This window comes from Kitasatospora sp. NPDC094015 (assembly GCF_040304075.1).
Lineage (GTDB): Bacteria > Actinomycetota > Actinomycetes > Streptomycetales > Streptomycetaceae > Kitasatospora.
The window spans coordinates 13,098-30,740 of the sequence record NZ_JBEOUL010000053.1 but is presented as its reverse complement, the minus strand read 5'-3'; the positions used below and the strand labels follow the sequence as shown (position 1 = coordinate 30,740).

Here is a 17,643-nt window from a genome sequence, read left to right as displayed (position 1 = left end):
GCAGGGTCTCGTACCAGAACTGGATGTTGTTCGGGAACAGCAGCGGCTTCATCGCGGTACTCTCCTCAGACACGGTAAGCACTGATCTGTGCTTGTGAGGAAGACTGTAGACCCACCGAACCCCAATAAGCAAACATCTGTGCTTGAGCAGCTGCACGGCTGTCTCTCAGGCGGTCCCGACCTGCTCACCGGCCAGGTAGGGGAGGGCCTCGTCACCCCCGTGGCCATCCGATGGGCAGGCGTCAACCATCCCGGCTCCCAACGATGTTGGGGCGATGTCGACGCGCCCCCGGCCGACCGGTTGATCATCCGCCAGGCGGGCCTGGCCGGTGCAGCTCGGGAATCAACACCGCTTCGCGATCACGGTTCCGAACGTGACTCCGGCCGGTGCGTGAACTCGGTTTGCTGGAAACGGAGTTCGCTGCGCCCGGCTGAGTGACCGGCGTCCGCCGCTGGCGGGGCAGCGTGCCGCCGCAGCACGGCTACGACCGAACGATCGTCCGTACCTCGTCGAGCGCGTCACCCGCGGATCCTGGAGCGGGCATCCGGCCGGGACCGACGCCGCAGAGCCCGGTCCCCGGGCCGGGGTGAGCCTCGGGGAACACCGGGTGATGCGGTGTCAGGATTCGGTTCCGGGGAGCTTCTGCGCGAGTTCGATCATGTTGCCCCACGGGTCGCGGAAGAATGCCAGGCGGCGACCGATGTCCTCGATCTCGAAGGGTTCGCCGATGAGGTCGACGCCGCGCGCGCCGAGTTCGGCGCGGGCCGCGTCGATGTCGTCGACGTTGAAGCACAGGTGCTGGTAGCCGCCGTGCTGGAGGCTGACGCCGAGGTCGTCGACGACCTCGTTCGGGAAGGGCACCGGCCCGGCGAGCAGCTCCAGGTGGAACTCGTCGTCATCGGGCGGACAGAGGTAGGCGAGCTTCATCTCCCCGTAGGGCCACTCGTGCAGGACCCGGAAGTCCAGCTTCTGCGTGTACCAGGCCTTGGCGGCCTCGTAGTCGGGGACACGGACCCCGACGTGGTGCCCGCCGAACGAGGCGAACGGGCTCGCCGGATTCTTCGGCGGATGTGCGGGCATGGGCATCGCGGCCTCCGCGGTCCTGTGGGATGACGGCACTCATTCAAACGCGAGGGGCCGCCTTCACCACTCAGGCGCGCGGTCGTCCCTCGCCGGTCTGCCGGTCTGCCGGGCGCCCGCGGTCGCCTTCCCCGTTCGCGGCGGTTTCAGGTCGCCGGCGGGGTCTGCGGCCGGTGCGCGGTCGCGGCCTGCTGGAGAGCCCGGACGGTCTCTGCGACAGCAGGGATCTGGAGGGCCTCGCGGTGGCACAGCAGGTACAGCGCCCGCTCGGTGGTCGCGAGCGGGAGCGCCCGAACGTCGGGGTGGTGGTAGGCGTCGAGGGCGAGCTGCGGCAGCAGGGCGACGCCCAGGCCGCGGGCGACCAGGTTCTGGACGACGACGTAGTCGTCCGTGCTGTGCTGCACGTCGGGGCTGAAGCCGGCGGCTTCGCAGGTGTGCGCCAGGTGGGTGGCGCAGCTCGGACAGCCGGCGATCCACGGGGTCGAGGCCAGGCAGGTGAGCGGGGCAGCGGCGGTCGCGGCGGGGTGACCGGTGGGGACGACCAGGCGCACCGGGTCGTCGGTGAGCGGGATCAACTGGAGGTCGGGGCCGTGGTCCGGCAGCCGGCTGTCGTGCGAGAAGAGCACGGCGAGGTCGGCCTCGCCGCTGGTCACCAGGGTGGTGGCTGCGGGCGGTTCGCACTGGGTCATGCGGATCTCGAGCCCGGGACGGTGGCGTGCCAGGTTCGTCATGGCGGTCGGTACGAGGGTGGCGCAGGCCGAGGGGAAGGCCGCCAGGCGTACGGTGCCGGCGGCGAGGTCGGCGAGTGCGGCCATGTCGTCCTCGGCCGCGTGCAGGCGGGTGGCGATGGCGTCGGCGTGGCGCAGCAGCGTCGCGCCGGCCTCGGTGAGCCTGATCCCGCGGGAGTGGCGGACCACCAGCGGCAGGCCCGCCTGCCGTTCGAGCCGGCGCAGGTGCTGGCTCACGGCGGGCTGGGTCCAGCCGAGCCTGCGGGCCGCCGCCGCGATCGACTCGGTGCGGGCGACCTCTCGGAAGATCAGGAGGCGGTGCGGGTCCACAGCCCCAAGTATCCCTTGGGGGTCGGGCAAGCATGACACGGCTACCGCGGGTGCGGGGTCCGAAGCAGGCTGGAGTCCCACGGACACCAGGAGGAAGCGTGCGTACCATCGGACTGATCGGCGGCATGAGCTGGGAGTCGTCGGCGGAGTACTACCGGCTGCTCAACGGGCTCACCCGTGAACGGCTGGGCGGGCACCACTGCGCACCGAGCGTCATGGTCACGGTGGACTTCGCCGAGATCGAGGCGATGCAGCGGGCCGACGACTGGCAGGGGGCCGCCAGGCGGCTCGCCGAGGCCGCGAGGAGCCTGGAACTGGCCGGGGCGGAGCTGGTCGTGCTGTGCACCAACACGATGCACCGCGTCGCGGAGGACATCGCCGCCGAGATCCGGGTCCCGTTCGTGGACATCATCGAGGCGACGGCGCGGCGGGTCCGTGCGGCCGGCATGCGCAGGGTCGGGTTGCTGGGGACGCGGTTCACGATGGAGGGCGCGTTCTACCGGGCCCGGATGGCGGAGTACGGGATCGAGGTCCTCGTCCCGGACCTGCCGGAGCGCGCGCTCGTCCATGACGTGATCTACGGCGAACTGACCACGGGGCTGATCAACGACTCCTCGCGGCAGGAGTTCGTGCGGATCGTCGGAGCCCTCGCGGAGCGGGGCGCAGAGGGGGTGATCCTCGGCTGCACCGAGATCCCGCTGCTGATCGGCCCGTCCGACACTGCGGTGCCGCTCTTCGACACCACCCGCCTGCACGTCGAGTACGCCGTCGAACTGGCCGGGGCCGCACCGGGCGCGGTGCCGAGGCCGTCCCCTTCCACGAGCAGGCGCTGAGCGAGCCGGAGTTGACCGAGGAGGACCGCCACGATGCCTTCCTCGGACTGGGCAGCACCTACCGAGTCCTCGGCCGTTACGCCGAGGCGGTGCGGACGTTCCGCCGCGGACCGGCGGAGTTCCCGGACGACGCCAGTCTGCGGACCTTTCTGGCGATGGCACTGTGCACCACCGGGCAGGGCCGCGAAGCCGTGCGGCTGCTGCTGGGAGTGGTGGCGGCCACCAGCGACGACCGGCGGGTCCGGAACCACCGGCGAGCCGTCGAGCACTACGCGGACGATCTCGACGGCGGTCCGGTCGGAGGATACGCGTTCACCGGTAGCATGCGTACAACGTAAGCTTACGCTGTTCTCAAACTCGACCGTCTCGACCACCCCCAGGGGGATGCTCCATGCGTACGACCGCCGTCACCGTGCCACTGGTCTGGCTGGCCTGGCTGATGCTCACCGAGTGGGTGCCGATGTTCCCGCTCAACGATCTGAGGGCCGACAACCGCCGGGAGCGGCTCGCGGACGCCGCCGTCAACTACCCGATACCGCTGCTCATCGCCGGTGGCGCGGCCCTCGATCACCCGGCTGCTCGGATCGCGGCCCTGGTGCTGTGCCTGCTGGTCCTGGCCGGTCACGTGGCGAGCTGGTGGCTGCCGTACTTCGGGATCAGCGCGGCGGCGCAGCGGGAGTCCTATGACCGGGACTACGCCCGCACGCTGAAGGTGCTGCCCGTCGAGGGGCACGCGGTGGTGCCCGACGTGCAGCACATGGTGGTCGGTGTTCTCACCCTGGCGATGACGTGCAGCACCCTGGCGGTCACCCTGGCCGGGTGACTCTGTCACGCTGAGGGGATGAATCAGGCATCACGATCCGGCCGGGGCGGCCGACCCGCGCAGATCAGTGTGGACCGGATCACCGCGGCGGCGATCGAGGTGGTTGACCGCGAGGGGCTGGACGCGCTGACGATGCGCCGGATCGGGGCGCACCTCGGGGTGGCGGCGATGTCGTTGTACCGTCACCTCCCGGGTCGTGACGCCATCCTGTCCGCCGTGGTCGACCAGCTCTTCGCCAGCGCCGTGGCGGACCTGGACCCCGGCCCGGCCTGGCCCGACGCGCTGACCGCCTTCGCGGTCGCCTACCGCCGCATGCTGCTCGAGCATCCGAACGCGGTACCCCTGCTGGCCACCCACCCGGTGAGCCCCGACACGGCCGTCCCGGCCCTGGCGGCGCTGCTCGAACGCTTCACCGCCGCCGGCGTCCCCGAGGACGAGGCACTGATCCGCATCCAGTCCGTCGGTGTCTTCACGCTCGGTCACGCCCTGGCGCAGGTGGGGTCGGGGGGCAGCACCGAGGACCATGACACCGGGCCGGCGGCACCGGACCCCACCTCGCTCGACTACTACCAGCGGTGGTTCGACGCCGGCCTGCAGGCGCTGGTCGCCGGATTCGAACACCACCGGACACCCGAGTAGCGAACCGGGCACAGCCGCGCCACCGCAGCTCCGAGGGTGATGTTCGGCCTCGGGGGCGCTCGATCTGCTGGTCCGGGCCCGGCCGGGTGCGGTGACTGCCCGTTGTGGTGCGGGTCAGGGCAGCGGCTGGGCGTCGCTCGGTGTGGTGGCCGGATCGTCGCGCGCGGGTGCTGTCGCCCGTTCGTCGGCGGTGGCGAGGAGGAGGAACAGCGGGGGCAGGGCGAGTTCGGTGGCGGTCAGGACGACCTGGAACCACTGGGGCCACCCGTGGATCGCGATGGACAGGATGCGTCCGAGACCGCCGAGCAGGCAGATACCGGCGAGCCGGCGGACGGCCCTGGCGGGGATCGGCGACTGCCGGGCGGCCCAGATCCAGGCGAGGCCGTACCCGAGGAAGATCGCTCCGTAGTACCGCTCGCGGCTGTCGACGGTCGCCCCGGCCGAACCCTCGCCCGGTACCGAGTCGATGCCGAGCGCGAGGTGGAGGACGCCGATGGCCGCGCAGACGGCGCCCATGATCAGTAGTAACCACTTGAGAAGCCTGGCCATGAACGGACTGCTCCTTCCATGCTGGTAGACGCCTGTCTACTTAAGGCGACCGTACGGCCGCTGGTAGACGCGTGTCAAGTAGCATGGGGGCATGCCCACCCGACAGAGACTCACCCCCGAGGACCGGCGCGCCCAGTTGCTCGACGTCGCGGCACAACTGTTCGCGGCGAGACCGTATGACGATGTGTTGATGGAGGACGTCGCGTCCCGGGCGGGGATCTCCCGTGCCCTGCTCTACCGGCACTTCGCGAACAAGCGTGATCTGTTCGCGGCGGTCTACCAGCAGGCTGCGGACCGGCTGCTGGTCGCCTCGGAGCTCGATCCGGGCGTCCCCGTGTTCGAGCAGCTGTCGGTCGGACTCGACGCTCACATCGACTACTTCGTCGCCAACCGCAACACCGTCCTCACCGCCAACCGGGTACTCGCCGGCGACCCGGTGATCCAAGCGGTCATCACCGACGAGCTGGGCGTGCTGCGCCGACGCCTGCTCGACGCCACCGGCCTCGCCGGCGAGGCCGCGGAGCTGGTCTCGGCCACCCTGATGAGCTGGCTCGTCTTCGTCCGCACCCTGTGCGTGGACTGGCTGACCAACGGGACGTTCTCCCGCACCGCGCTGCGCGACATGTGCATCGGAGCGCTGCTGGGCGCCCTGGGGGCGGTCATGGACCTGGACGGTCTCGCTGCCGGCGCAGTTCGCCCGGGGTGAGGTGCCGCGTCGATCCGTGCAGGGCGTGCCGGGAACGGTCGTGCACCTCCCGTCCCCGGCTCGTGCCGTGGGCCGGCGGCCGGGCCGAACCCCCTGTTCGGGCAGGCCCGGTGCCGGGTTACGGTTGGTCAGGAGCCCGGAGCAGCCGGGCAGGCAGCAGGCCGGTCCGTGGCGTGCCAGGGTGCGTCCGACCACGCCCCGGCGTGGTCGAACCGGCCGCAGACCGGGGGAGATCGCCATGTCCGACCTGCCGCACGCGGACTACCTCGCCGCCGTCCACGAGGCGCTGACGGCCGAGGGCCTGCTCGTACGGGATGGCTGGACCCAGGGGTTGGTCCATCGTCCTTCGGACCTCGAGGCGACAGTGCCGGCCGACTTCGACGGCGGCTTCCGCTTCGGGCCGGGCCAGTTCCACGGGCACAGGTGGTCGGAACCGGAGACGGTCTGGCTGGGCTGGGAGCACCACCGGGGCTGGTCCCTGATGGACGAGGACAGCGGGTTGATGCCGATCCACTACTTCGAGCGTCCGTTGCCGTTGTCCGAGGCGTTCGCCGATCCCACCGCCGTCGCGGGCGCCGTCCGGCGGTGGCTCCCGGCCTGGGACTGGCCCACCCCTGCGTACCCCGACCGGTGGGCACGCGCGGACGAGGGCGAGGCGGCCGTAGCGGCGTGGCACGAGCGCAACGGCCGCTGCCTCACCAGGAACGACCGGCACCTCGTGCGCGTCGACGGGGACGAGCCCGCCGACTGCCCCTGCCCGCACCTGCCGTGCGGCAGCGTCACCGAGCGCGAGATCCGCGAGGAGTGCGCGTGGCACAGCGGCCGGATCCGTCCTGAGCTCCTCCGCATGCACGGGCACGCTCCCGAGAAGTGCCCGGGTGCGGCGTCCGGCACGTGACGGCCGTGGAGGTCCACGAGCTGCTCCGCCGGAGCCGGTCGGCCGGTCGGGCCGGGCCGCTGCCGGACGCCGTGTCGGGCTTGTGCCGTGATGTGCGGTTTCGTCGTACCGGTACGAAGGGAGTTGCGGGGCGGAGGCAACCACGGGATTGATTTGGGCGTCCCCCGAGCGACATGATCATCGCACCGATGATCGGCCGAAGAAGGAGACCTCATGTCCGTTGCCAACGGCCGTAGACGCGCCACCGGTGCCGTGGCCGCCCTGGGCGTGGTGCTCGCCGCCACCGGCGCTCTCGCGCCCGCGGCCGCCGCCGCCCAGCATCCGGCTCCGCTCACCGGCCTGCGCACCGCGCCCGGTACCGACTGCGCGGGCGGGAGCGTCCTGGGCCTCGGCGACGTCGCCCTGTACGCCGACGCCACCTCCGCCGCGGTGGAGTTCCAGCTGCTCCGCCGGGGCGCCGGCAAGCCCGTCGCGGACGTCACCCTCCCGGCCACCGCCGGGACCGCCTCCGTCTACGGCGTGACGCGCGAGACGCTGGCGGCGGCTGCGGGCGGGGCGATCACCGACTTCGACTGGAAGGCCCGTGCCCGGGGCGGCCACACGCCCGGCCGCTGGTCCACCACCTGCCACTTCCGCTACGACCCGACGGTGCCGGCCGCGGCTCCGGCGCTCACCGTCCCGGCCGGCCTGAAGGTCGGCACCCCCGCGCAGATCACCGTCGCCGCCGGCGCGGGGCAGCCGCCCGCCGCCTACGAGTACCAGGTGGGCGCGGCAGCGCCGCACACGGCCGCGGCGGACGCCAACGGCGGCGCCGTCCTGACCGTCACGCCGGAGAGCGCGGTCGCCGTCCTGACCGTCACCCCGCTCTCGCCCGGCGGTAACCGCGGCCCGAGCGCCACCGCCACCCTCAACGCCCAGGTGCCCGAGCCGGTCACCGGCGACTACGACGGCGACGGCCACCCCGACCTCCTGCTGGTCGGCGGCACGCTCGGGCTCGGCGACGGCCTGTGGCTGGCCAAGGGCCGGGCCGACGGCGGCCTCGCACCCGCCGTCCAGGTCGGAGCGGGTGGTACCGGCCGCAGCATCCCCGGCAGCGCCGCCGACTGGAACGGCACCCAGGTGATCGGCGGCCGCTACGCGGGCCGCAACGGCGTCATGGTCTACGTCCCGGAGGTGGGTACCGGCACCGCGCTCCCGTACGCGGCCGGTGCCTTCGACCCGAACCGGTCGCTCAACATCTCGTCCATGACCTTCGTGGACGACGGTGCCCACACGCGCGTGGAGCAGATCGCCGACAGCGGCGAGCTCTACCAGGCCGGGTCCGGCGAACCGACCGGTGACGCCGCCTCGGACGGCCTGCTCGTGCTGGCCGGCGGCAAGCTCTGCATCGAGGCCGCGTTCCCCATCCCGGGCGCCTACGACTCGCTCAGCGGGGCCGTCGAACTCAGCAGCACCAACCCTGCCGGAACCGGCGACTGGCACGGCTGGACCATCACCACCGCGGTCGTCGGACCGGATCGCCTTCCCGGCCTGTTCGCCCGCGACGACGCCGGTGGCGCCCTGTTCTACTACGCACCTGCCGCGCTCACCGGCCCGTTCCTCGGCGACCCGATCGGCGCGCCCACCTTGGTGGCCGCCGGCGGGTGGGACGCGGCCGCCAGGCCGGTGCTGCAGGGCACCGATCTGAACGGAGATTCCACCGCGGACCTGTGGGCGTTGGACGCCCAGGGCAACGCCACGAGCTTCCGCTTCGACGGCACCACGTTGACCGCGCTCTCCACCTCGGACATCCACCCGACGGGCTGACGCACCGACGGCCCCCGGCCCGGCCCGGTTCGGGGGCCGTCGCGCACCGGGCACGGCCGATGTCATCACCGGTCGAAGGCGAAAAGGCGGAGCGACGATGGGATTCATGGCCTACCGGAGGAGACGGTCCTCCCGGAACGCGGACCTGCGGGCGGAGCGCCTGGTGGAGGACGGCCGCCGGATGCTGGCGGAAGGCCGGGCGGCCGACGCCGAGGCGCTGTTCGCCGAAGCGGTGCAGATCTGGACCGCTCTGTGGGGTCCCGGGGCGCCCGACCCCCTCGCCGCTCGAACGGTGCGGGCCCGAGCGCTGCGCCGGCTCGGCCGGACCGCGGAGGCGGAGGCCGAGCTGCGTGCCGTCATCGCCGTCACGTCGGCCACCGCGGCCCTGCTACCACTCGACGGGAGCGCCCGGTTGCTCCTCGCCGGCATCCTGCTGTCCTCCCAACGGGCACGGGAGGCACTGGAAGGGCTCGACGCCTTGGTGGCGCGTTCTGCGCATGGTCCCCAGGACCTGACCGGCTCCGCGGCTCTCACCATGCGGGCGGCCGCGCTGTCCGTGCTCGGCCGCCATGCCGAGGCGGCGGAGCAGTCGGGGGAGGCCGCGGCCGGGATCGCCGACGAGTACGGCGCCGGCCATGCCCGAGCGCTGCGGGCCCGGGCATCGCGGGCACACGATCTTGCCCAGCTCGGGAGGTACGACGAAGCCGAGGCCGAATGCCGAGCCCTGATCGGCGCAGCGGCCGGCCTCGATCCCGGGGCCGCCTCGGAGCTGGACCGGTCCGCCCGCGGCGCTCTGGTGTTCTCCTTGGTCGGTCTGGGCCGCGCGCTGGAGGCGGAAGCCGAGGCCCGTGCGGCGATCCGGTCGGCCACCACAGTGGCGTCCGCCGCGCGGAGCTACCCGGTGACTCTTCAGCTGGGACTGGCCAGGGCCTTGAACGCGCAGGGCCGCCACGAGGAGGCCTTGGACACCGCCCGGTCGGCCGAGGCGGCGTACGTCGGGACGGCCGACGCCCGACCCCAGTTCGTCGCTGCCATCAGCCTCGCCGTCGCAACGGCACAACTCGCCCTGGGCCGCCCGGACGAGGCCCGCCACGCCGCCGACCGGGCCCTGGCGGGCTGCCGCGCGACGCTCGGCCCGTACCACCACCGCACGCTGGAAGCGGGAACCCTGCACGGCATGGTCCTCGCCGCCGAGGGGAGCACCGCCGCGGCCCGCGAGCAGCTCGCCCCCAACGCCGCCGCCTGGCGGGAGCACTTCGGAGCGGACCACCCCGGGACCCGGACGGCGGAAGCCTCCCTGGCAGCCCTGGGGTAACCGCGGCACCGGGCCGGCGCCGGCCCGGGCCCGTCCCGGCCCGCCGGCGATCCGCGCAAGGGGCTTCCGAGGGTGTTCCGGAGCGGTCACCATGGAGGTCGGTCGGTGACCCGGGGGTGGGGATGAGCGAGAGCGGTGGTTCTCCGGACGGGCAGCCGGAGCAGGTCGGACGGGCGCCGTGGCCGGCGCTGGCCTGCCTGGTGGGGCTGCTCCTGGCGGGCGTCGTGCTGACGAACTTCACCGGAGAGCTGCGGGCGGCGCTGTGGGGCGTCCCCGGAACGGTGTCCGACGCCGACTGCAGGACGTACGACAACACCGTGGCCAATGCCGGAACATCGACGTCCTGCTCGGGCACGTTCACCCCGGACGGCGGTGGCCCGTCGTTCGGCGTCACCGTGGACGGCGACCTCCGGCCGCAACCGGTCCGCGCGTCGGTGGTGGACGGCAGGTCCGGCACCGCGTACGTCTCACCGACGCTGTGGGCGGGCGTGCTCCCGGTGGGGCTCGCCCTCCTCCTCGCCGGTGTCCCCGTGGCGGTGACGGTGGAGCACGAGCGCCGCGTCCGCGCCCGGCGTCCGGGACCGGCCGTACCCGCCCGGCACGGTGCGGAGCAGCCGGCTCCGACCTCGGACGACCCGGGGCTGTCGGACTTCTGACCGCACCTCTGGTGCGGTGGCGGGCGGGGCGTGGAAGGCCCCGGCCCCCGCGCCGCCGCGGTCAGTGCGTGATGGCGTACGAGTCGCCGTAGAGGGTCCAGCGCAGCGGGGTGGCGAGGGCCAGGTTGCCGGCTTTCAGGAAGGCCGTCTGGACGGAGTCCACCCGCTCGGTGTTGTGCCGGCCGGCGGCCATCACCGACCGGCGGGCGTTCAGGAAGGCGGTCAGGTAGGCGGTCTCGTCGCCGCCCTGGGAGGGCGGCCGGGCCTTCGCCAGCGCGGCCGCCCGGATCCCGCCGAAGCTGTGCGCTCCGGTGCCCGGGCCGTGCACCACCAGCGCGTCGTAGTAGGCGAACTGCCCGAGGGCGTGCAGGCCGTCCGCCTCGGCCTGGCGGACCGCCGGGTCGAAGTACACGCGGTCGCGCTCCTCGTCCTGGGCCCGCTGGAAGGCGGGGTCCTGGGCGGCGGCCCGCCAGTCGTCGGCGAAGGTGGGGTCGAGGCCCTCGTGCGAGTCGGTGCCGTTGACCTGCTGGAGCGCGGGCAGGTAGCGGACCAGCCGGTTACCGGGGTTCAGCGTCTGGTAGTACCGGATCAGCTGGAGCATGTCGTCGGTTCCCGAGGTGAAACCGATGAGGCCGCCGGTGTAGCCGCGGCCGTCCTGGATGTCCTCGATGTACTTGTACTGGGCCCGCCAGTCGAGCGAGGAGTTCTCGGCGCTGGAGACCAGCTGCTGGGCGATGTCCTTCATCCGCGGGCTGTCCAGGGCCGGACCGGCGTTCAGCGCCGCGGCGGCCGAGGCGGACGGGCCGGCGGCGCCGCTGACCGAGGCCGAGGGGCTCGGCGAGGCGGTGGCGGCAGCGGTGGCGGCCGGGCCGGCGAGGGCGGAGATCTCGCCCTGGTCCACGGCTTCGCCGCGGTCGGTGGCGGGGGCCGGCGCGGGGCGCGCGGCGGCGGTGTCATCGGTGTGCGAACCGCCGCCGAGGGCGGCACCCGTCGCCGTGGCCACCGCGGCCACGATCAGCAGGGCCACCGCGAGCCGCCGCGTTCTCCGGGGTCTCCGTGCTCTCCTCGTCCCCCGCGTCCCCCGCACGGCCCGCCTGTGTCCCATGGCGCACGCTCTCCGAATCGTGGATGTCGACAATCGGCGAGCAGTCTACCGATGCTGGTCGACCGGCCGGCTGTGGCCCCGGCCGGGGCCGTCGGCCGGCTCAGGCAGGGGCGAGCAGGCAGAACTCGTTGCCCTCCGGGTCGGCCAGAACCGTCCAGGAGATCGCGGACCGGTCGAGAACGGGGTCGGTGGCGCCCAGGGCGCGCAGCCGGTCGGCTTCTGCGGCCAGGTCGTCACCGGGGTAGGGGCGGGCGTCGAGGTGGACGCGGTTCCGCCCGCTCTTGGGGTCGGGGGTCCGGAGGAACTCCAGGTAGGGGCCGACGCCTTGGGCGGATCGCATGGTCGCGTGGTCGTCGGCGACCTCGTGCAGCGTCCAGTCCATCGCCGCGCCCCAGAACCGGGCCATCTCCCGCGGGTCGGTGCAGTCGACCACCACCGCGGCGATCGGCCCGGTGTCCCGGTAGACCGGGCGGGGCTCCAGGACGCAGAACTCGTTGCCCTCCGGGTCGGCCATGACCGTCCAGGGGACGTCGCCCTGACCCACGTCGGCGAGCGTCGCGCCGAGATCCTTCAACCGTGCGACCAACTCCCGCTGATGAGCGGTCGAGGTGGTGGCCAGATCGAGGTGCACCCGGTTCTTCACCGTTTTGGCTTCCGGGCGGGAGACGATGTCGATGCAGACGGCCACGGGGTCGGGGTAACTGAAGCCCACGGGTTCGAGGTTGGTCACGCCGGGGCCCTCGCTGTCGACGCCCCAACCGAGGGCCTCCGCCCAGAACCGGCCGAGCGCGGAGTCGTCCCGGGCCTTCATGTTGATCTGCACGAGTCTTGTTGCCATACCGCAGATCCTAGAAGCTCCGGAACGGCCGCCCGGCCGACACCGCTCTCCGGTCGGCGTCGTGCGGCCGCTACCGGGCGGCCGGCTCGGCCGGGAGGGCGTGGTCGATGTTGTCCTCGACCCATGAGCGGAGCGCGTTGAGCGGGACGGCCGCGCTCCGGCCGAGCGGGGTGAGCGAGTACTCGACGTGCAGCGGGACGGCGGGGTAGACCGTGCGGTCGAGGATGCCGAACTCCTCCAGGCGGCGCAGGGTCTGGGTGAGCACCTTGGGGCTGACGCCCTGGAGCCGCCGCTGGAGCGCGCCGAACCGTTGGGGTCCCTCCTCGAGGGCGCCGATGGCGAGCGCGGACCACTTGTTGGCGAGCAGGTCGAGCAGGGCGCGACAGGGGCACTGGGCGGCGTAGACGTCGTGGTGCACGTGCTGGCCGCTCGGGCAGATGGTGGTCATGTTCACTCTCCTCACCAGGACACTTCCCGATGGGAAGTAGAAGACCTTGAAGGTAACTGTATCCCCGGGGATAGCGTCGTCGACGTCAGGGGAAGGCCGCAACGGCGTTCCACAGGTTGCTGTTTCAGGAGATGACGCATGTCCGCAGACATGATGCGCGCGGTGGTCCAGGACGTTTTCGGCGGCCCGGATGTGCTGACGGTCCGGCCCGTGCCGCGGCCGGTGCCGCTGCCCACCGAGGTGCTGGTCCGGGTGCACGCCGCCGGGATCAACCCGGTCGACTGGAAGACCCGCGGCGGCACCGGCATGGCCGGCGTGCTCGGCGAGCCGCCGTTCACCCTCGGCTGGGACGTGTCCGGCGTGGTGGCGGAGGTCGGATTCGGCGTGACCACCCTGAAGGTCGGCGACGAGGTCTACGGCATGCCGTGGTTCCCGCGCGTCGCAGGCGCCTACGCCGAGTACGTCACCGCACCCGCCCGGCAGTGGGCACGCAAGCCGTCCACCATCGACCACGTGCACGCCGCCGCCGTGCCGCTGGCCGCGCTGACCGCCTGGCAGGCGGTGGTCGACACCGCCCAGGTCCGGGCCGGCCAGCGGGTCCTGATCACCGCCGCCGCGGGTGGGGTCGGCCACTTCGCCGTCCAGTTCGCCCGCCACCTGGGCGCCCACGTCATCGCCACCGCCAGCGGCGCCCGCCACCCCTGGCTGAAGGAGCTCGGCGCGGACGGGACCATCGACTACACCACCACCCGCTTCGAGGACGCCGCCGAGGACATCGACGTCGTCATCGACCTGGTCGGCGATGCCCACGACCTGACGAGCACCCGCTCGCTGAAGGTCCTGCGTCCCGGCGGTCTGCTGGTCGCCGTCCCGGCCGGGGTATCGCCCGAGCTGGCGCAGGCCGCCGAGACGGCGGGGATGCGGGTCACCCCGTTCCTGGTCGAGCCGGACGGCGCGGCGCTGACCACGATCGCCGGCCTCATCGACGCCGGCGAGGTCGCCGTCGAGGTGGAGGAGACCTTCCCGCTCGAGCAGGCCGGAGCCGCCCACGCCCGCGGCGAGGCCGGCCGCACCCGCGGCAAGCTCGTACTGACCGTTGCCAACTGACCATCCCGAACGAACGGTTGGAGTGATACCCGTGTTCTACGAGATCCGCCGCTACCAGGCCCGCCCCGGACGCCGCGCCGAGTGGGTGCACTACATGGAGGACGTGGTCATTCCCTTCCAGGCCTCGCAGGGCATGGACGTGGTCGCCTCCTTCGTCGACGAGCAGGACGAGGACGGCTACGTGTGGATCCGCCGCTTCGAGGACGAGGCCCGGCGCGAGGAGCTGTACGCGGCCGTCTACCAGCACCACCGCTGGAAGGCCGAGATCGGCCCGGCGGTGCACGACCTGCTGATCCCCGAGAAGTCCCTGGTCACCCGCGCGATCCCCACCCCCGCCTCACCGATGCGGTGAAGCGGGCCACGGCTCGCCCCGCCCGCCACGAACCCACCCACACCCCCGTGCAGCACCACAACGAAGGAACGTTCATGACCACCGACACCACGCTCCAGAAGTCGGCCCCCGCCCCCTCGATCACCCAGGCCGCCGCCGGCGCGCTCATCGCGGCCGTGCACAGCGCCGCCGCCCGGATCGGCTTCACCGCCGCCGTCGCCGTCACCGACCCGGGCGGTCACCTGAGGGCCTTCGACCGCGCCGACGCCGCCCCCTTCCTCACCGCCGAGGTCGCCCTCGACAAGGCCTGGACCGCAGCCTCCTTCCGCACCACCACCCACACGTGGAACGACTACCTCACCGACCCGAGGATCGCGCCGCTGGCCGGCCACCCGCGCCTGATGGCGGTCGGCGGCGGCTACCCGATCATCGACGACGGCCGGTGCGTCGGCGGCCTGGGAATCTCCGGCGGCAGCTACGAGCAGGACCAGCAAGCCGCCGAGGAGGCCCTGACCGCCCTGGGATTCGAACTGCCCGCCCCCTGACCGTCCGCGACTCGGTTCTGCCCGCCGGGGCGTGACGCCGGCCGCTCTGCCCCCCGTCGAGTTCAGGACCGGAGCCCCCGTCGCGTCACGAGGCGAGGATGCGGGCCAGCCGGGCAGCCTCCGTCCGGACGCGGCGGGGTGCGGTCGGAGCCGTGAGGGCGTCGAGGGCGGGGAGGGTGGTCCGGATGCCGTCCGCCGCCGCGTGTTCGGCGGCCATCGCGAGGGCGTCCGCCAGCCCGCGCACGCCCGGTTCCTCGCCGGCGAGGACGGTGATCAGGGTGGTGAGCACCTCCCAGACCGGCCGGCCCGCACCGCTGCGCGCGGCGTCGGCCAGAACGGGCAGGAACCGGCTCGGCTTGGCCACGGTCAGCCGCCACAGCCCCGCGATCCACCGGCCGAGCAGCTCGGGACGCAGCCGCCCGCGGGCGTTCAGGACCAGCAGGGCGTCCAGCGCCACGGTGCGGTTCTCCGCGCGGGCGGCCGTCAGCCCGTACCCGAGCGCCAGGTGGTACACCGCTGCGGTCTCACCCGGGACCTCGGCGAGCCGGACCAGCCAGGAGTTGAGTACGTGGTGGCTCGCAGAATTCGCCTGGAACACCAGCAGGGGCAGGCCGTGGGCGGCGACGGTCTCCGGATGCCAGGGCGCCACCCAGGGCAGCTGGGCGAGCACCTCGGGACGCGGCGCCGCCATCCCGGCGAACAGACCGGATTCGGCCGGGTCGGGCAGGGCGTGGAGCAGACCGGTGATGCCTTCGGGGACGGGTTCGGCGGCGCGCACGAACGGCGCGATACGGGCGATCGTGTCGCGCACCCCGTACGGGGCGGGCCGCTCCGGCTGGCCCGGCAGCTGGGTGTGAAAGGCGTCCGGCGTGGGCGGCGGGACGTCGGCCGGCAGCTCGCAGCCGAGTTCGGCGGCGGCCGAGCGGGCGGCCGACAGCGCGTGCGGGGGCAGCCGGAGCAGTGCCTGGGCGAGGTCCGCGGGCCAGGGCAAGGCCCCGGCGGCCCGGTGCGCCGCCAGTCGCTCGACGAACACCGTCGGATCGACGGCGCCGTCGGCGCTGGTCGGGGTGGCGAGCAGCAACGGCACCGGCGACCGCCCGACCCTGGACGCGGCCTCCAGCACGCGCAGCACCGGGACGGACCCGGGACTGCGAAGGTGAGCGGGCCAGGCGAGCATCTCGGCTGCGGACTGCGCCGCCGGGTGGCTGCGCCCGGTCAGGGCATCGAGCAGGCAGCCGAATGCCGGCTCGAGGTGCTGGGTCTGCCAGCTCGGGATCGGTTCGTCACCGCGCCCTGCGGTGAGCGGAGCGAGGGCGGCGTGCAGGGCCGCGGCGTCCCGGTGGTGCTCGGTGACGAGGGCGGCGAGGACCACCTCGAACTCGCCGGGGTCGGGCACCTGGTCGGCCATCAGGGCCGCCAGCCGCTCGGCGAGGTCGAACCGGCCGGCGGGTGCGGCGGGCAGCGCCACCTGGCCCATGGGCGGTGCGACGGCGTGCGGTTCGGCGATTTCCTCAACCTCCGGGGTCTGGATGGCCAGCAACCGGTGGGACTCGGGCTTGAGTGCCGCGCCGAGCCCGGCGGCGGCGCTGCGCACGGCCTCGGCGGTGGCCGGGGCGACACCTGGCAGGTACTGGGCCGTGAGGCGCAGGGCGCGCTCCTGGACGGCCGCGGACGGGTGGGTGAAGGCCACGCCGACGGCGGGCAGCAGGCCGTCCGCCGTGGCCGGGTTGCGGCGCAGGGCCGCGGCGACGCGGCTCAGCTGGGTGGTGGCGAGGGTCTTCTCCGGGCGGGCCAGGACGGCCGCCGTCAGCTCGGCGAACACCTCAGGGGAGAGCCGGTCGTCCACGGGCACCAGCGCCGCCTGGGCGGCCTTCGCGGTGGTCGGCGCGCCGTCGGCGGCCAGCCGAACGTGATCGCGGGCCCGGGTGAGGACCTCCTCGGGGTCGAGCGCCAGCGCCGCGTACAGCTGGAGGAACCCTCGCAGGTTGCCGGGCCGGTCGCCGCGCAGGAGCTTCCCGACGCAGAGGTCGATCAGCTCGGCGCGGTCGAGCACGCCTTCGCCCGCCAGGACGGTCAGCACCTTGGGCCACTCGTTGTCCGGCCCGAAGCCGGCGGCATAGGGATCGGTGAACGCGCTTCCGACGTCCGGGACTTCGAACAGCCGGCGGACGAACTCGGCCAGCCGGGGCCGACCGCGCAGCCAGGAGAGCAAGGTGTCGTGGCGCGGCACCGGTTCGCGCAGGCCCTGCTCGGCGAACCGCTCGGCGATCTCCCGGTGGCCGGGGTAGCGAATCAGGTCACCCTGGCGCACCCAACCGGTCAGGTAGCCGTCGGTGATGGGGAGCTCGGCGCCCGACCAGACGGCGAGGCCGTGGGCGATCAGCCACCGGCCGTGGTCGCCCCGCGCGGGCAGCCACTCGGCGAGCCGGATCGCGAGTTCACGGTGGAACGACTGCTCCCGGTGCGGTGCGAGCAGGGCCATCAGCAGGACGTGGTGGTCCGGATTGGTGGAACCACCGCCGGGCAGCGGCCAGGTGACGTCCAGGAGCGGGCGGGTCGTCAGCCACTCGAGGGCCTGGGCGGCAGTGGCGGCGGAGTGGATCCCGGCGAACTGAAGGGCGGCGAGCTGGCGGTAGGCGGCGTCATATCGGTCCATGTCGCGCGAGGAGAGCTCGCGCGAGAGCTCGGCGCGGAGCTTGCGCAGCGGAGCGCGCAGATGGCTCAACTCGGCGGCGGGCACGGGGGAGAGCCGCTCGATCACCCCCTGCGGAACCCGCGCGGCGATGAGGGCGCGCACTTCCTCCCAGCTGACCGTCCCGCTCTTGAGATCCGCCACGATGCCTCCTACCAGGTCCGATCGACGTTCGTGAACCTAGCGCCCCCCACCGACAGCCGTCCGGCCGGG

At 73.2% G+C, this 17,643-nt stretch carries 19 protein-coding genes; 12 read left to right on the top strand and 7 right to left on the bottom strand.

Going from position 1 to position 17,643, the window contains the following annotated elements; genetic code table 11:
• Window positions 1-619 precede the first annotated feature (619 nt).
• Together ABT014_RS33135 and ABT014_RS33130 are read right to left on the bottom strand one after the other, a co-directional pair.
• Entirely contained in the window at window positions 620-1,087 is a 468-nt protein-coding gene (locus tag ABT014_RS33135) for a VOC family protein (protein WP_350643306.1), read from the bottom strand.
• A gap of 140 nt (window positions 1,088-1,227) precedes the next feature.
• Window positions 1,228-2,139: a LysR family transcriptional regulator gene (locus ABT014_RS33130; RefSeq protein WP_350643304.1), complete on the bottom strand. Its 912-nt coding sequence runs from the start codon at window positions 2,137-2,139 to the stop codon at window positions 1,228-1,230.
• Window positions 2,140-2,237: 98 nt separating this feature from the next.
• Between ABT014_RS33130 and ABT014_RS33125 the strand changes: the two genes are divergently transcribed.
• Genes ABT014_RS33125 through ABT014_RS33110 form a run of 4 tightly spaced genes read left to right on the top strand, consistent with a single transcriptional unit; the run spans window position 2,238 to window position 4,434 of the window.
• Window positions 2,238-2,972, top strand: a complete 735-nt coding sequence (locus ABT014_RS33125; RefSeq protein ID WP_350643302.1) for an aspartate/glutamate racemase family protein — start codon at window positions 2,238-2,240, stop codon at window positions 2,970-2,972.
• Entirely contained in the window at window positions 2,969-3,310 is a 342-nt protein-coding gene (locus ABT014_RS33120) for a tetratricopeptide repeat protein (protein WP_350643310.1), read from the top strand. The genes ABT014_RS33125 and ABT014_RS33120 overlap by 4 nt, the downstream gene beginning before the upstream one ends.
• A gap of 53 nt (window positions 3,311-3,363) precedes the next feature.
• Window positions 3,364-3,795, top strand: coding sequence for a hypothetical protein (locus ABT014_RS33115; RefSeq protein ID WP_350643300.1), 432 nt, complete (start codon window positions 3,364-3,366; stop codon window positions 3,793-3,795).
• Window positions 3,796-3,813: 18 nt separating this feature from the next.
• Entirely contained in the window at window positions 3,814-4,434 is a 621-nt protein-coding gene (locus tag ABT014_RS33110; RefSeq protein ID WP_350643298.1) for a TetR/AcrR family transcriptional regulator, read from the top strand.
• A gap of 114 nt (window positions 4,435-4,548) precedes the next feature.
• Here the strand turns inward: ABT014_RS33110 and ABT014_RS33105 are convergent, their stop codons facing one another.
• Window positions 4,549-4,983 carry a DUF4345 domain-containing protein gene (locus tag ABT014_RS33105; protein WP_350643296.1) on the bottom strand — a complete coding sequence of 145 codons (435 nt, stop codon included), beginning with the start codon at window positions 4,981-4,983 and terminating at the stop codon, window positions 4,549-4,551.
• A 91-nt stretch (window positions 4,984-5,074) separates the two neighbouring features.
• Here ABT014_RS33105 and ABT014_RS33100 point away from each other — a divergent pair, with 91 nt between their 5' ends.
• From ABT014_RS33100 to ABT014_RS33080, 5 genes are all read left to right on the top strand, one after another.
• Window positions 5,075-5,689 (top strand): TetR/AcrR family transcriptional regulator, encoded by a 615-nt coding sequence (locus tag ABT014_RS33100; RefSeq protein ID WP_350643294.1) that lies wholly within the window; start codon window positions 5,075-5,077, stop codon window positions 5,687-5,689.
• A 238-nt stretch (window positions 5,690-5,927) separates the two neighbouring features.
• Window positions 5,928-6,587 (top strand): hypothetical protein, encoded by a 660-nt coding sequence (locus ABT014_RS33095; RefSeq protein ID WP_350643293.1) that lies wholly within the window; start codon window positions 5,928-5,930, stop codon window positions 6,585-6,587.
• Window positions 6,588-6,800: 213 nt separating this feature from the next.
• Complete coding sequence (locus tag ABT014_RS33090; protein ID WP_350643292.1) at window positions 6,801-8,393, top strand: hypothetical protein; 1,593 nt, start codon at window positions 6,801-6,803, stop codon at window positions 8,391-8,393.
• A 163-nt stretch (window positions 8,394-8,556) separates the two neighbouring features.
• Entirely contained in the window at window positions 8,557-9,708 is a 1,152-nt protein-coding gene (locus ABT014_RS33085; protein WP_350643290.1) for a tetratricopeptide repeat protein, read from the top strand.
• A 122-nt stretch (window positions 9,709-9,830) separates the two neighbouring features.
• Complete coding sequence (locus ABT014_RS33080; RefSeq protein WP_350643289.1) at window positions 9,831-10,364, top strand: hypothetical protein; 534 nt, start codon at window positions 9,831-9,833, stop codon at window positions 10,362-10,364.
• Between the two features lie 61 nt (window positions 10,365-10,425).
• Here ABT014_RS33080 and ABT014_RS33075 read toward each other — a convergent pair whose 3' ends face one another.
• From ABT014_RS33075 to ABT014_RS33065, 3 genes are all read right to left on the bottom strand, one after another.
• Window positions 10,426-11,250 (bottom strand): chitosanase, encoded by an 825-nt coding sequence (locus ABT014_RS33075; protein WP_502895145.1) that lies wholly within the window; start codon window positions 11,248-11,250, stop codon window positions 10,426-10,428.
• Between the two features lie 319 nt (window positions 11,251-11,569).
• The gene (locus ABT014_RS33070) at window positions 11,570-12,307 is read right to left on the bottom strand and encodes a VOC family protein (protein WP_350643285.1); all 738 of its coding nucleotides are present in this window, start codon (window positions 12,305-12,307) and stop codon (window positions 11,570-11,572) included.
• A 70-nt stretch (window positions 12,308-12,377) separates the two neighbouring features.
• Window positions 12,378-12,755, bottom strand: a complete 378-nt coding sequence (locus tag ABT014_RS33065; protein WP_350643283.1) for a winged helix-turn-helix transcriptional regulator — start codon at window positions 12,753-12,755, stop codon at window positions 12,378-12,380.
• A gap of 138 nt (window positions 12,756-12,893) precedes the next feature.
• Between ABT014_RS33065 and ABT014_RS33060 the strand changes: the two genes are divergently transcribed.
• From ABT014_RS33060 to ABT014_RS33050, 3 genes are all read left to right on the top strand, one after another.
• Window positions 12,894-13,862, top strand: coding sequence for an NADP-dependent oxidoreductase (locus ABT014_RS33060; RefSeq protein ID WP_350643282.1), 969 nt, complete (start codon window positions 12,894-12,896; stop codon window positions 13,860-13,862).
• A 31-nt stretch (window positions 13,863-13,893) separates the two neighbouring features.
• Window positions 13,894-14,214, top strand: a complete 321-nt coding sequence (locus ABT014_RS33055; protein WP_350643281.1) for an NIPSNAP family protein — start codon at window positions 13,894-13,896, stop codon at window positions 14,212-14,214.
• 74 nt (window positions 14,215-14,288) lie between these two features.
• Window positions 14,289-14,738 (top strand): GlcG/HbpS family heme-binding protein, encoded by a 450-nt coding sequence (locus ABT014_RS33050; RefSeq protein WP_350643280.1) that lies wholly within the window; start codon window positions 14,289-14,291, stop codon window positions 14,736-14,738.
• Window positions 14,739-14,823: 85 nt separating this feature from the next.
• Here ABT014_RS33050 and ABT014_RS33045 read toward each other — a convergent pair whose 3' ends face one another.
• Window positions 14,824-17,574: a DUF6493 family protein gene (locus tag ABT014_RS33045; RefSeq protein WP_350643279.1), complete on the bottom strand. Its 2,751-nt coding sequence runs from the start codon at window positions 17,572-17,574 to the stop codon at window positions 14,824-14,826.
• Window positions 17,575-17,643 lie beyond the last annotated feature (69 nt).

Coding starts and splice junctions, on each gene's coding strand:
- ABT014_RS33100 (WP_350643294.1), top strand. CDS start 5,075: ATGCCCACCCGACAGAGACTCACCCCCGAGGACCGGCGCGCCCAGTTG.
- ABT014_RS33110 (WP_350643298.1), top strand. CDS start 3,814: ATGAATCAGGCATCACGATCCGGCCGGGGCGGCCGACCCGCGCAGATC.
- ABT014_RS33070 (WP_350643285.1), bottom strand. CDS start 12,307: ATGGCAACAAGACTCGTGCAGATCAACATGAAGGCCCGGGACGACTCC.
- ABT014_RS33105 (WP_350643296.1), bottom strand. CDS start 4,983: ATGGCCAGGCTTCTCAAGTGGTTACTACTGATCATGGGCGCCGTCTGC.
- ABT014_RS33050 (WP_350643280.1), top strand. CDS start 14,289: ATGACCACCGACACCACGCTCCAGAAGTCGGCCCCCGCCCCCTCGATC.
- ABT014_RS33080 (WP_350643289.1), top strand. CDS start 9,831: ATGAGCGAGAGCGGTGGTTCTCCGGACGGGCAGCCGGAGCAGGTCGGA.
- ABT014_RS33095 (WP_350643293.1), top strand. CDS start 5,928: ATGTCCGACCTGCCGCACGCGGACTACCTCGCCGCCGTCCACGAGGCG.
- ABT014_RS33060 (WP_350643282.1), top strand. CDS start 12,894: ATGTCCGCAGACATGATGCGCGCGGTGGTCCAGGACGTTTTCGGCGGC.
- ABT014_RS33135 (WP_350643306.1), bottom strand. CDS start 1,087: ATGCCCATGCCCGCACATCCGCCGAAGAATCCGGCGAGCCCGTTCGCC.
- ABT014_RS33115 (WP_350643300.1), top strand. CDS start 3,364: ATGCGTACGACCGCCGTCACCGTGCCACTGGTCTGGCTGGCCTGGCTG.
- ABT014_RS33065 (WP_350643283.1), bottom strand. CDS start 12,755: ATGACCACCATCTGCCCGAGCGGCCAGCACGTGCACCACGACGTCTAC.
- ABT014_RS33090 (WP_350643292.1), top strand. CDS start 6,801: ATGTCCGTTGCCAACGGCCGTAGACGCGCCACCGGTGCCGTGGCCGCC.